Consider the following 14382-nt stretch of genomic DNA (forward strand, 5'->3'; position numbering starts at 1 on the left):
TATTTTCTTTGATTTAGATCTTTAATCAACAATTATTTCTCCATTAACTAGATAAATATTAACCTCGTCTTTATTAAGATAATGATTATTCAGTATATTATTAGAAATTTTTGTCTCAATTTGTTTCTGAATAATTCTTTTTAGAGGCCTTGCACCATAGGCATTATCGAAACTATTTTGGACTAATTGATTAATTGCCTCATCAGTAATTTTAAATTTCAAATTCTTTTTGATAAGTCTATTTTCTAAATTTCGAAGCTGGATTTTTGCAATTTCTTTTATATCATTTAACTCTAAATTATTAAAAATCACAATTTCATCAAGTCTATTTAAAAACTCAGGTTTGAAAAATTTTTTAAGTTCAGAATCTACAACTTTTTTAATTTCATTTGTATCTTCTTTCCTAACGGATAAATCATTTATTGATTGACTTCCTAAATTACTAGTTAGAACAATGATTGAATTTTTAAAATTAATTGTACGACCCTGTCCATCCGTTATAATTCCATCATCAAGAACCTGTAAAAGAATATCCAGTATATCTTTGTGTGCCTTCTCTATTTCATCTAGAAGTATCAATGAATAGGGATTTTTACGCACTGCTTCAGTTAATTGACCTCCTGATTCGAAACCTAAATAGCCAGGAGGTGCACCTATGATTTTACTAACCGAATGCTTTTCCATATATTCAGACATATCCAGTCTCGTAATTGAAGAATCTGAGTCGAATATAATTTTTGCTGTTACTTTACTTAGCTCTGTTTTCCCAACTCCAGTTGGACCTAAAAAGAGGAAACTTGCTAAGGGCTTGCCAGGGTCGTTTAGGCCTGTCCTTGATCTCTTTATAGAGTCTGCAACTGCTCTAATTGCACTATTTTGACCAATAATTTTTTCTTTAAGGATAGACTCTAGGATCAAAAGCTTATCTTTTTCTGATTGGTTTAAGCTTTGTACAGGAATAGAAGTCCACTTAGAGACAACTTCTGCAATATCATCAAATGTAACCTCTTGTCTTAAAAGATTAGACTCTCCTTTTTTTTGTGAATTAATCAAGGAATCACTTTTTACTGCCAATTTTTGTTGTAACGTATTTAAAGTCCCAAATTCCAATTCTGCTGCTTTGTTGAGATCAAAACTCCTTTTTGCTTGATCTATTTTTAGTTGAATAGATTCAATTTCTTCTTTTATAGTGCTAATCTCATCAATTTCATCTTTTTCTTTTTTCCATTGAGCAGTCAATTCGGCTTGTTTATCTTTAAGTGATATAAGTTCGTTATTGATTTTTCTTAATCTTTCTAAAGAAAAATCATCTGTTTCTCTTTTTAAAGATAATTTTTCCATCTCAAATTGTAGAACTTTTCGATCAATCTCATCAATTTCTTCAGGTTTGGAAGTTATAACCATATTTAATCTTGAAGCTGCTTCATCTATAAGATCTATTGCTTTATCGGGAAGAAATCTATCATTAATATATCTTTCGCTTAGGGCAGCGGCAGCAACCAAAGCATTATCAGAAATTCTTACACTATGATGAACTTCATATCTTTCTCTCAATCCTCTTAATATTGAGACAGTATCATCAATTGAAGGAGCATCAATTTTTATTTTCTGAAATCTTCTTTCTAAAGCAGGATCTTTCTCTATATTTTGTTTATGTTCATTAATGGTTGTAGCGCCAATACATCTAAGTTCTCCTCTTGCAAGCATGGGTTTTAAGAGGTTGCTTGCATCTAAAGAACCTCCGCTGGCACCTGCACCAACTACTGTATGAATTTCATCAATAAAAAGAATGATCTTCCCTTCAGATTCTTTAACTCTCTTAAGCACATTTTTTATTCTTTCTTCAAACTCTCCACGATATTTGGCTCCAGCCAAAAGCGAACCCATATCTAATGAGATTAGTTGCCTATTTTGTAGTAAAGAAGGTACATCTCCATTAACAATTCTTTGAGCCAACCCCTCGACTATGGCTGTTTTACCAACCCCAGGTTCTCCAATAAGAACAGGATTATTTTTTGTTCTTCTACTTAATATTTGAATTGTTCTTCTGATTTCTTCATCTCTACCAATAACTGGGTCTAAAATCCCATCCCTCGCTGATTGAGTGAGATCAATACCATATTTATCTAAAGACTCATTTGAATTATCAAACTCATATTTTGCTGTTGGATCTGACTTCATTTCATTTATAGTTTCAAGAAATTCTGGAATACCTTTTCGATTTAAAATTTGAAATCCATACTGATCATCATAAATGAAACCATAAATTAAGTGCTCTGTTGATATCACTACATCATATAAAGTGTTTTTAAGGTCATTTGCTTTTAAAAATATTTTATGAAGGGTATCTCCAATATATAAATTAGATTGTTTATTTTTCATTTTTGCCTTCGAATTTAATGAAGACATTATTAATTTCTCTACCTCTTTAGTATTTACATTATTTTTTTCTAAAATCTTTTTTGTGAATTTATCTTGTTTTATAAGGGCTAATAATAAATGATCAGATTCTACATTTTGTTGATAATTGTTGTAAGCTATTTCCTTTGCAAAAATAAAATAGTTCCAAGCAGAATTTGAAAATTCGCTTGGAACTATTTTCATGAATCAAAGTTTAAGTATGACTATGAAGATTATTAAATAATAAAGAGATTATTGAAAAAAATATTTTTTATTCAACAATTACTTTTCCTACCATTCCAGCTCCTCTATGTGGTTCACAATAGTAGTCATAAGTTCCTGCAGTACTAAATGTTTCTTCCCAAGATTCTCCTGGCGCAAAAGCTAAGTCAGCATGACTTAATTCCTCATGCCCATCAAAAACAGCATTATGAGGAGCTAGTTTGTTATTAACGAATTTAACTGTATCGCCAGCAGCAATGGTTACAGTACTTGGCTCAAATGCAAGCATTCCCGCATCTGTACCCAATTTAACCTCAACGGTCTTTGCTGAAACGGATGAAATACCTAGACCTAAAGTTAAGACTACTGCGAATAATCCCGCAAAAATTGAACGTAACATAATTAAAATTTGCTTTATATATATATTACAAGGCTTTGGTAACCTTACTGCGAGATTTTTAATTGATATTACAGCTTGGTAACTTTGATACCCTTAAAATATCATTGAGTGATTTGGCATAACTTTTAAGATTGAAAGTCTCGGGATTAGTGATGGGGACATGATTAAAGTCATATTTTTTTATGCTGAAGCTATCCCACGGAGTGGTTTGGATAGGAAGAATTCTTAATAATATTTTTAGGATTTTTTTTGTAAGGGTTATCGAAAAATATCTCTTCATTTTTTTCCTTTTTAAAAGTGTAATTATAGCTTCGTCAATTGAAATAAATTTCTGACCTAGTACAAATTTTCTGAAGCCTATATATTGCTCTTCTTTATGATTTTTAATTAGAAACCCGCAAATTTGAGCAATATCATTTGCGTGTATAAAGTGAAATTTAGAATTTAGTTTTAAAAATCTTGCTAACCAAAGCCATTTCTCTATTTCTTTCAATCCACTAGTTAAATAACTCACAGGATATTTACTTTTTTTGCCAAGATTTCCGCCAAAAACCAGGGTAGGGAAAACAGCGAATGTTTTTTCTGCAAATGTGCTTTCTCTAAGTCTCTGGTAACATTCATATTTTGTTTGTATGTACTCTGTTCCATAAATCAATGATTCCCTCATTAATTCTGTTTTTGTATCAAGAATGCTAGCTGTTGAAAAATAAATAATCTTTTCTAACTTTTTAATATCAAGCATTTCAAGTAATGCTTCAAAAGCTTTAATATTCACCTCATAAGCTCTTATGGGATCTCCCCAAGCCGTAGCGGTATGTATTAGATAATTAATTTGACTAATTTCTTTTTTATATCTATTTGATTCCCTGATATCGCAAACTAATAACTTGACTTTTTTATTTTCTTGAATAGAAATTGGTAATTTACTTTTATCTCGGACCATGAGATAAAGCCTGTACTTTGTGTTTTTTAAAAACCAATCGACTAAATATTGGCCAACACATCCATTAGCACCTGTTATTAATAAGTTTTTATATGCCAAGTTTTTAACTAGTAAGTGAGTTTCTTTCCATGTTCAAAAAATGTTTGAGCATTTTCTTCTGGAGTCCCTGGTAAAATCCCATGACCTAAATTAAGAATATATTTCCTGTCTTTAATTTTATTAAAAGTATTATTTATCCTTTCTTTAATTGATTCTTTGTCTCCGAATAAGATGCCAGGGTCAATATTACCTTGAATTCCTATCCCGTTAGGGATTCTTTTACAAGCCTCTTCAATATCAACTGTCCAGTCTAATGAAATTATATCTACGCCAGTTTTGGCCATTCTTTCTATTACGCCAGCACTTCCTGAGATGTAAAGAATTACTGGTGTTTCAGGGTATTCCGCTTTTACAATGTCAACAACTTTTTTTTGATACGGTCCAGCAAAGATATCGTAATCTTGTGGGCTTAGTTGACCTGCCCATGAATCAAAAATTTGTACTACTTGCGCTCCAGATTTTATTTGATATTTAAGATATTCACCAATAGACTTTGCAAAATGATCAAGAAGTTTATGCAGTAAATCTGGTTCTTTAAAAGCCATTGATTTTATTAAAGAATAATTTTTACTGCTTTTACCTTCAACTACATATGCAGCAAGAGTCCAAGGTGCTCCAACAAAACCCAGCACAGTTGCCTCATTATTCACATCTTTTTTTAATGAAGAAAGAACTTGCCCAACAAAACTTAAACTCTCACTTGGGTTTAATTCTTTTAAATTTTCTATCTGGCTAAGAGTTCTTATTGGGTCCTCAATTATTGGACCTTTACTTTCTATTATTTCGAAATTTATGCCCATTCCTGGCAGAGGTGTGAGAATATCTGAAAAAAGGATCACACCATCTGGTTTGAAAGCATGAAATGGCTGCATTGATATCTCATATGATAATTCTGGATTTTCAGACCTTTCTCTAAAACTTGGGTAACGCTCCCTTAAATCTCTATAAATTTTCATATATCTTCCTGCTTGCCTCATCATCCATACAGGAGGTCTATTTACTTTTTTACCTAATGCGGCAGAAAGTAGTAGCGGTAAATTTTCACCCATTTTTTAATTCGATATGTTTTTTAAAAAAATTTTTAAATTTCCAACTTAAAAATCTTACAATGCAAAGCATATCAAAAGCGTTATATGAACATTTATATGAAGTACTAAGTTAAATAAGCCTTATTATTTTTTTGATTGATGTTTGAAGATACTTACGCTTAATGGGGGCAAAGCAAGTTCTAGAGCATTTTGATAATCATGAATATTGTAATTTATAGTTTCTTTACCTCCCATATTTCCTTTATTACTGCCTCCATATCTAGACCCATCTGAATTAAATATCTCCTTGTAGAATCCTTCTACAGGAACACCTACTTTATATGATCCATGAGTATTAGGTGTAAAGTTTGCAACTACAACAAGCCACTCATTGGTATCGTTTTCTCTTCTCATAAAACTTATTACCGAATTAGATTTGTCATTACAATCAATCCATTGGAATCCATAAGGATCAAAGTCGTTTTTCCATAACGCTGGTTCATTTTTATAAAGTACGTTTAGGTCATCAATCAAGTTTCTGATACCTTTATGAGGCTCAAATTCTAGTAACTCCCATTGCAGATCATCCCAAACATTCCATTCCTGTCTTTGCCCAAATTCCATCCCCATAAATATCGTTTTTTTACCAGGGTGGGTCCACATATAAGTTAATAAAGCTCGAGTATTTGCGTATTTCTTCCAGTCATCGCCGGGCATTTTGTGCAAAAGATGACTTTTCCCATGGACAACCTCATCATGACTAAGGGCAAGCATAAAGTTCTCTGTATAGTTATATGTTATTGAGAAAGTTACACTATTTTGATGAAATTGCCTAAACCAAGGATCTATCTCAAAATAATCGAGCATATCGTGCATCCAGCCCATATTCCATTTCAAATTAAACCCTAACCCTCCCATATCGGTAGGTTTGGTTACCATTGGCCAAGTTGTTGATTCTTCAGCTATAGAAAGCGCACCTGGGAAATGTTGGAAGAGTACATGATTAGCCTGTTGAAGAAATTTAACAGCCTCTATATTTTCATTCCCACCATTTTCATTGGGTATCCATTCTCCATCTGGGCGTAGATAGTCTCTGTATAGCATTGAAGCTACAGCATCTACTCTTATGCCATCAATATGAAACTCTTCAAACCAATAAACGAGGTTGGCTACTAAGAAATTTCTTACTTCGTTTCTGCTGTAATTGAATATTAGGGTTCCCCATTCTTTGTGTTCACCTATGCGTGAATCTCCATGTTCATAAAGATGGCAACCATCAAAAAATGCTAAACCATGCTTATCTTTTGGGAAATGACCAGGTACCCAATCAAGAATTACCCCTATGCCTTCTTCGTGACATTTATTGACAAACTCTCTAAATTCATTTGGGGTACCAAATCTACTTGTTGGTGCATACCAGCCTGTAACTTGGTATCCCCATGAACCATCGAAAGGATGTTCAGATATTGGCATTAGTTCAATATGAGTAAATCCTCTCTTTTTTACGTAAGGGATGAGTTTTTTGGTTAGTTCTGGATAAGTTAATAATCTTGTTCCAGGTTTTAAATCCGCTGCAGGAACTGGGTCTCTTGGTTCACCATTGTCTTCAAGATATTTATTATCTGTTGATTCATGGAGCCAACTTCCTAAATGCATTTCGTAAACTGAAATGGGCTTGTTAATTTGACTAGAAGAATCTCTATTAGAAATCCAAGTACTATCATTCCAATTAAAATTGTTCAATTTAGAAACTATTGAACCATTTTGAGGCCTGATTTCATGAAGGAAACCATATGGATCAGCTTTCTCATAAATATGACCTTGTTGCGTTCTTATTTCGTATTTATATGTGGCTCCCTCTTCCATTGTTGGCATGAATATTTCCCAAATTCCCCCTAATCTTTTTTGCATTGGATGATGTCTTCCATCCCAAGAATTTATATCTCCGATTATCGAGATTGATTTTGCATTTGGAGCCCAAATGCAAAACATGACTCCTTTTTGATTCTTTTCTTCAATGAGATGTGCTCCCATTTTTTTCCAAATATGATGATGATTACCTTCAGCAAAAAGATGCCTATCAACTTCTCCCATCCACTCTTCTCTATATGACCAAGGGTCATGTTGTGTATGTTTGATCCCTCCTCTTAAAATATTTATTTCGTAATTAGAATTTGGATTTTCAGGCAGGATTGCTTCAAAAAGCCATTTATGGTTTATGCTTTCCGCCTTGTAGGTATTGTTTTTGAAAGTTATTATAACTTCGTCCGCTTCAGGCATCCATACCCTTATTACCCATTGCTCTTTATAAAAATGAGGGCCTAATATTTTTAATGGATTATCATTGCAACAATTTTCTAGGTTGATAGCTTCTGATTTAATCCAGTCTGCTTGAATTGTCTCGATCATGACTGGTAGATATTAAGGATTAATAATATCAAATGATTAACCAAAAAAATAATTATTTATTAAAAAAAAGGGGTCATTTTCATAAATGTTTTATTAAGACTGAAACTTAGAGTAATAATTCTATGATTTGCTGAAGGGGCCCCAATATTTCCCTTCCCAAATCCAGGATTAACTCCAATAGCTGGATAAGCTGCTGCAGATATAGAAAGGCGAAGCTTGCTACCTTTAATCAAACAAATATTTGTTGGCTGCATTGTTATTTGATATATGCATTCTTCACTTATTTTGGAGTTTTTAACCCTTAAAAAGCCAGTTGAAAATTGATTAACCTTTTTATCACCTTTTTCAACTAGAGATAAAGCAAGGCAGATATCGAAATTGGGCTGATCACTTTTCACAGCAATTTCTAATGTGGGGACTCCTTTGAAATATTGATCTTCTTCAAAAAAATTGGTTTGAAAAATACCTACATCAAGGCGTTCATCAATAATATTTCTATTAAACTTTCCTGGATTTGGACCTAAATGACCACCGTCAGATGGAGTAGGTCTCCAGGGGTCATTAACAATTGTGAACCATCCTGATCCTTTTGAATTTATTATTAGACTTCCATTTTTGACATTTACATTGGCTGTGCCATCGCTTTTGAGCCCAAAAATAAATTCAGGGTGAAATTTATTATCTAATTCTTCCCATTTATTTAATGAAATATTCCATATTTTTTTCTCGCTTTTTGAATTTTTAACATTAAACTTTTCATCTGACTTTAAATGTTTATCAAAGAATTTTAATAAAGATTCTTGTGATCCTTCCCACCAATTTAGATGTGTCGCATTCCCAATAATAATCTCTGGACTACCTCCAGCTTCTTTAGATTTTTTATAAAGATCACAGGCACCTTTTAAATGTGGATCCCAAAGCCCTCCAATAATTAACATAGGTTGTTTAATCCATGTTGAAATTGGATTAAATTCTTCAAAGTGAACACCATTATTTAAATTTTCAAGCCATTCCAAAACAAAGCTATTAGGATCATATTTTTTTAAAATATCAATTCCTTCCCTTAAATAACTTTTATTTTCTAAGGCTAATCTTATCTTTTCCCACTCAAATAAATTATTTTCTCTTTTCATTTTTATTGCTGCGATTTGAAGTCCCCATGCAATATTGTTATGCCACCAATATGCTCCTCCATCTGAGCACCAATGATCTTTAATATTAATCCCAGTCATCGCTGGAGATAAACAATCGGGCGGCTTTGAATTTAATTCACCAGTTAGTTGAGTAAATCCTTGATATGAAAAACCATATAAGCCAAGTTTTCCATTGCATTCTTTTAGAGACCTTACCCATTCATGTGTTTCTGAAGTATCGCTAGCTTCTTGTTTGAAACCATTAAAAACTCCTTCAGAAGAACCCATACCTCTAACATCTTGAATTATTACCATATACCCTTTGGAAGCCCACCATTCAGGGTGAGAATATGTAATAGTTGAAGCTATTTCCCTGCCATAAGGTTGTCTCATTAATAATGCAGGCCATGGCCCATTACTATTAGGTAACCAAATCCTTGATATAAGTCTTACTCCATCTCTAAGTACTAGAGACTTGTCAAACCATCTTGAACCAAACATTTAGGCTTTAGATAATATCTGGACAGTGCAGCCCAATGACATAAATGGAAAAGATCTCTGCGTTAACGGGAGTTAACTTTTTTTTGTTTGATACATATTCAATAGCTTTATCTGAACTAGCTGAAATACCTTTTGAATTGAAATCTCTAAACTTATTACATAAATTCCTAGCTTCGTTTGGATTCTTTTTTACACTTTCTAATAAGTTAGATTGACTAAAAACAGGGTATAAAGAGTTGGCAAACAAAAATAACAAAAATAAAAAAGGTTTCACTATTTCTCACTTTTTCTAAATTCTACATTAAAAAATTTTTTTAACCAAGATTTTAAATCGATTTATAGATTTGATTAGCTTTTTTAATCCATGCTTTTAAGAGAGTAAAAGTTGTATTTGTCTCAGTTTTTACTCTAAGAGTTCTTTCTAATCTACCAATTTTTCGCTCTAATTCGAAAGGAGTAGATAGAGATAATGATTTAATAGAAGATATACCGCAATGTAAAAGTAGATATGCTTGCGGTGGAGAAATCCCAATTTCTTTTTTAAAAATAGCTATAGCTCTAATTTTCTTTAGATTATTCAATGTACATAGTGAAGATTTTCTTTGAATCTCATTTATATCTTGGTCTGAAAGATTACTTAATTTTTCAAATTCAATTAAATTATTGTGAATAAAAAAAGATTTCTCATGTCTAAAGTTAGTTGGCAAAAAATCTAAAAAGGTTTCGCTTCCCATTTTTTTAATAGATTAATTCATTTTGACATTTTTCTGAACTTCTCCAATAACAACTGGTTTACTTACACCATCTGAAATTTTTTCAAGTTTCCTTATCTTTATTTTTACATTCGCACCAGATCTGCTACCTTTCCTTAAGTTTTCCGATAATTGTTCTAAAGTTGGTTCAATAGACTCTTCTGGGAAGTTATCATCTGCTTTGGCAATAATCAAATCAAACCCATTGTCATAAACAATTGGGACATATTTTGCATCTTTTATTACTACTTTTTCAGTATAACTTTGTATAAATGCCCAACTGCTTAAAGAAAGTAATAATGAGAAAATGGTTGCTCCTATTATTCGAAATTTAAAACCAAAATTAAATATAAAGGCTATTACAGTAACGCATAATAGGAATATTCCAAGAAATCCAAAGATTTTGGGTGTGTTCTCTAATAGTTCAAAAAAAGACATTTAGTGGCTTTGACCTAATTAATTTCTTATATTTTGTAAGCCTACTCTATTTTTGGGTTCTAACTTGAAAAAAATTAGATCTCTAAATTTAAATACAAAATTTCTATTCTTAGGGATGATTTTATCCTTAGGACTTATAGGCGCATTTTTATTAAATAATTTTTTACGAAAAAATTATAATTCTAGGAAATCCGAAATTGAAGATAGTATTGAGAATTTAATAAATAAGAAGGTTTCTTTAGGTGATTATTCTGGAATTAGATTTCTAGGATTTTCTTTGGGGCATTCCAAAATTGTTGATAAAAAAAATATAGATTCTGGAATACAAACTAAAAATGTCTATGTAGGTATTATGCCTTTAAGATCTTTTTTAAAACAAAAATGGATAGTAAAAATAAGTCCTAAGGAAGCAGCCATAAATATAGATAGAGATTTTCTTAAAAGGGATCGATCTTATAAAAATGCTCGAAGTATAAGAAAATCAAAATCAAAATATGAATTGAACTTTAACTTAAATAAATATTCAATCCTGAATTTTAATAAAGCAGGATTAAAAACAAAAGTAAAAGGTAATGTTATCTACAAGTCAAGTAATAGACAAATCATTGCAAATGTAAAATCAAATTTTGATGAGAAAGGTTTTTTAAAATTGAAATTTAATACAAAGTTAAATCAAGACTTTCTAAAACTGGAATTATTTTCTAGGGGTTTAAATCTTGAGAATTCTGAATATTTTATTGGGAATAGAAAAATTAGTTTTAATAAAGGAAACTTTAAATCTAACTTTAAATTAAATAAATTACCGACTGAAACATTTTGCAGAGGGAGATTTTCTTTCACTAATTTAGAAATAATACCGGAATCTTTTTCAGAGAATATAAATTTTGATAAAACTAGTTTTTTTTGTAAAGATAATAATTTAATTGGTAATTCAGAAAACTTAAATTATGGAACTTTGACTTCCAATTTTAATATAAATGTCCCATTTAATAAAAGTTCTAATAATATTGATCTAAAAGGAAGTATTGGATACATTAATAGCCTCAATCCAGATATCAAATTATCAGGTAATATTCCATATTGGTTTGATAGAAGAGGCTTAAATTTTGGAAATATAGATACTAGTTTTAAAATAAATAGAACTCAATTATCTAATTTAAATATCTTCCGAAAAAATGATATAAGGGGTTTCATTACTGCTAAAGGAGAATTAAAAGGAAAAATTAGTGATCCGGATATTTCGATAAACTTTAATGTTGATTATCCGCACTATAAGGGAATTCGCATTAGAGAAATATGGGAGGGAGATATTAAAAAAGAAAATAATGGATTTCAGCTAAATATGAAAAATAGATACTCTCCAATACCTTCGTTTCTATCTATAAAGTTTGATTCTAAGCTTAAATTAGATAAAATAGCTTTTTCTAGAGTGTTTAATTCTAATAAAGGGAGTATAAGCATAATTAAAGATAGTGATAGTTATTTGTGGAGCGCTGATAATTTCCCACTTGATGAACTTGAATTATCTTTAAGCAACAACCAATTCGATCGAGTTAACGGAATTATAAATGGTGCTGGATCAATATCTTCTGGTCAATCTTATTTTGATGGACGACTTGCTTGGAGTTTAGGTAAATATAGGAATATCAAGTTAGCAAATTCATTATTTGACTTTAGCTTCCAAGATGATTCTTTTTATATAAACTTTTCATTGTATCCAATTGATGGAGGAATAATTGAAGTCGAATATGATTCAAATAGAAATAATTTAATTAATTCAGAATTTACAAATATAAGCACTAGTTGGACTATCCTGACCGCTGTTGATATTTTTAATTTTGATAATCAAAAAGTTATTCCAATAAGTAAATCGAATATTTTGGATGATTTGGAAATAAATAAAGATAATAAATCATTTAAAGAGAAAATAGATTTTATAAATAACTTTATTGAAAATAGCAATTTGCTAGAGGACAAATTTAATTTGCAAAAATATTTAAATAAATTTAGAAGTAGATACAGTGGAAAAATTACTATTAAGGGCGATAGACCAGTCAATTACAAATTGAATGCAAAATTAAATGGCTTTCTTGATGTGTCTAGAGGTGAATATAAGAATAATAAAGAGGAATTTTCTATTGATTTGGAAGGAGGATTGTTAACTGGTAAAGGTTCCTTAATAATTAAAAAATTACCATTAAGTGCAGCGAATATCTTTTTAAATAAACCAAAAGATTTTCTTGGAGGGTTAGATATGAATTTATTTTATGATCTTGATACAAAATCTTTCTCTAGTAAAATTTCTTCCAATAATTCATCGATAAAAAATAACAAAATAATATTTGATAAAGGACTAGTTGAATTTAATAATTATATTTTTGATGTTGATTTTTCCCTTCTAATAAATGATTCTGAAATCCCAATTAATATTGAAGGCTCAATACCTATAAAAAAATCAGATAACGTAGATCTAAGATTAATTGGGAATGGAAAATTTATTGAATTAATAGATATTTTTGCTGATGAATACTTTACCTTTAAGGAAGGTGATGTGAATATTAGAATGATACTAAAAGGAACCCTAAATAAACCTATTTTAAATGGATTTGTCGTAATTCAAGATTCTGAAATTGATTTTTTCAAAAATATAATAAAAGAAATTAATAGCATAATAATTTTTGATTTTGATTCTTTAGAGATCAATAATTTACAAGCAAAGGCTGAAGATTCTGGAGAAATTTTTATAAAAGGGTCTTTACCTTTTTATAGTCAGAATGATTCCGAGAAGGCAGAAATTAACTTGAAAACGAATAGATTTACTTTAAAGAAAGATAATTTTAATTTCTTAATTGATTCAGATATAGATTTAAGTGGATCATTTGAAAGTCCTGTTTTGGGTGGTTCTCTATCTTTTAATAATGGATTTATTAATTTTAATAGCACTAATCAAAATAATAAAAAAGAAAATAATTTTATACTTAAAGAGGATAAAAAAGATTGGCGAGAAATTTATTGGAATAAAAAAGAAAATATTGAAATAATTTCAAATGAAACAATTTTGAATTCTGTTCTTTTAGGAGAAACTTTGCCAAATTATTTGGATAATTTAAGTTTTAATAATCTTAAATTAAAACTTGGACCAGATTTTAAACTTCAATACTCAGAGATAATTCAAGCTTATTTAAATACCAAATTAGATCTTAATATAAACGGAGAGGTAGGAAAAGATTTAAATGCTAGGGGTCTGATTTATCTTGAAAAAGGTAGAGCAAATTTATATACTACTCCGTTTAAACTTGATAAAAATAAAGATAACTATATTTTATTTGCATCAAGAAGTGGTGTGGTTCCATTTATTAATTTTTCTCTAGTCAGTAAAGTTCCAGATTCTATAATACCGATAAGTGAAAGTAATCAAGATTCAAATATCGCTGGTGATCTTAATGCAGATGAGACTTCAAAAGGTTTCGGAGCATTTGGAATTGGTAATACTAGGCTTATCAAAATTGAAGCTTCTTATGAAGGGTTTTTAGATCAATTATCTTTTGAAGATGAAAATAAAAGAATTCAATTAAGAAGTATTCCAAGTTATAACAGGTCACAAATAATTGGTTTAATTGGAGGTAACTCTGCAAATTTAATAAATAGAGCATTTATTTCTCAAATTAATAATGCAGATGCTTTTAGTGAAAGATTTCAGTTCTCTTTATATCCAGCCTTAATAGAAAATAATGATTCTTTAAATAACATTTTTTCTAATGAAAATTTAGATATAGAAAATGAAGAACAAGCAACTTCTAATGAGGAATTTTCTTCTCAAGCTTGGGTAGCTGAAATCGGACTTGATATAACTGATGCTATAAATTTTGCCTTTCAAACTGTTCCAGGAAGAGATGACCTTTCACCTCTAGGAATTTTAACTTTTCAGGCCAATCCAAACTTAGAATTACTAGGTTCTTATGATTCCAACGGGGATTGGAAAAGTCAAGTTCAATTATTTTTTAGATATTAAGTCAGAAAGAAAGTTAGTTTATAGAATCGTTAATTTGAATTATTA

At 30.4% G+C, this 14382-nt stretch carries 10 protein-coding genes; 1 reads left to right on the forward strand and 9 read right to left on the reverse strand.

From position 1 onward, the window contains the following. Positions 1 to 21 precede the first annotated feature (21 nt). The 9 genes from SOI86_RS00090 to SOI86_RS00130 form a co-directional block, all read right to left on the reverse strand. Positions 22 to 2604, reverse strand: a complete 2583-nt coding sequence (locus tag SOI86_RS00090) for an ATP-dependent Clp protease ATP-binding subunit (protein ID WP_320681611.1) — start codon at positions 2602 to 2604, stop codon at positions 22 to 24. Positions 2605 to 2671: 67 nt separating this feature from the next. Then, on the reverse strand, positions 2672 to 3022 hold the full coding sequence (petE, locus tag SOI86_RS00095) for a plastocyanin (RefSeq protein WP_320681612.1): 351 nt from the start codon (positions 3020 to 3022) through the stop codon (positions 2672 to 2674). A 58-nt stretch (positions 3023 to 3080) separates the two neighbouring features. Next, on the reverse strand, positions 3081 to 4064 hold the full coding sequence (locus tag SOI86_RS00100) for an NAD(P)-dependent oxidoreductase (protein ID WP_320681613.1): 984 nt from the start codon (positions 4062 to 4064) through the stop codon (positions 3081 to 3083). Positions 4065 to 4072: 8 nt separating this feature from the next. Then, positions 4073 to 5113 carry a uroporphyrinogen decarboxylase gene (gene hemE, locus SOI86_RS00105; RefSeq protein ID WP_320681614.1) on the reverse strand — a complete coding sequence of 347 codons (1041 nt, stop codon included), beginning with the start codon at positions 5111 to 5113 and terminating at the stop codon, positions 4073 to 4075. A gap of 123 nt (positions 5114 to 5236) precedes the next feature. Further along, a complete protein-coding gene (gene glgB / locus SOI86_RS00110) occupies positions 5237 to 7501 on the reverse strand; it encodes a 1,4-alpha-glucan branching protein GlgB (RefSeq protein WP_320681615.1) in 2265 nt (754 codons plus the stop codon). A gap of 59 nt (positions 7502 to 7560) precedes the next feature. Then, the gene (locus SOI86_RS00115) at positions 7561 to 9135 is read right to left on the reverse strand and encodes a CocE/NonD family hydrolase (protein ID WP_320681616.1); all 1575 of its coding nucleotides are present in this window, start codon (positions 9133 to 9135) and stop codon (positions 7561 to 7563) included. A gap of 7 nt (positions 9136 to 9142) precedes the next feature. Then, positions 9143 to 9409: a hypothetical protein gene (locus SOI86_RS00120; protein WP_320681617.1), complete on the reverse strand. Its 267-nt coding sequence runs from the start codon at positions 9407 to 9409 to the stop codon at positions 9143 to 9145. Positions 9410 to 9461: 52 nt separating this feature from the next. Continuing rightward, positions 9462 to 9869 (reverse strand): DUF4332 domain-containing protein, encoded by a 408-nt coding sequence (locus SOI86_RS00125; protein ID WP_320681618.1) that lies wholly within the window; start codon positions 9867 to 9869, stop codon positions 9462 to 9464. 12 nt (positions 9870 to 9881) lie between these two features. Continuing rightward, on the reverse strand, positions 9882 to 10325 hold the full coding sequence (locus tag SOI86_RS00130) for a DUF2518 family protein (RefSeq protein WP_320681619.1): 444 nt from the start codon (positions 10323 to 10325) through the stop codon (positions 9882 to 9884). Positions 10326 to 10440: 115 nt separating this feature from the next. On the opposite strand from SOI86_RS00130, the gene SOI86_RS00135 reads away from it, so the two are divergent. Further along, the gene (locus SOI86_RS00135) at positions 10441 to 14337 is read left to right on the forward strand and encodes a translocation/assembly module TamB domain-containing protein (RefSeq protein WP_320681620.1); all 3897 of its coding nucleotides are present in this window, start codon (positions 10441 to 10443) and stop codon (positions 14335 to 14337) included. Positions 14338 to 14382 lie beyond the last annotated feature (45 nt).

It is taken from the genome of Prochlorococcus sp. MIT 1314, from assembly GCF_034093315.1.
In the GTDB taxonomy this organism is placed as follows: Bacteria; Cyanobacteriota; Cyanobacteriia; order PCC-6307; family Cyanobiaceae; genus Prochlorococcus_A; species Prochlorococcus_A marinus_Y.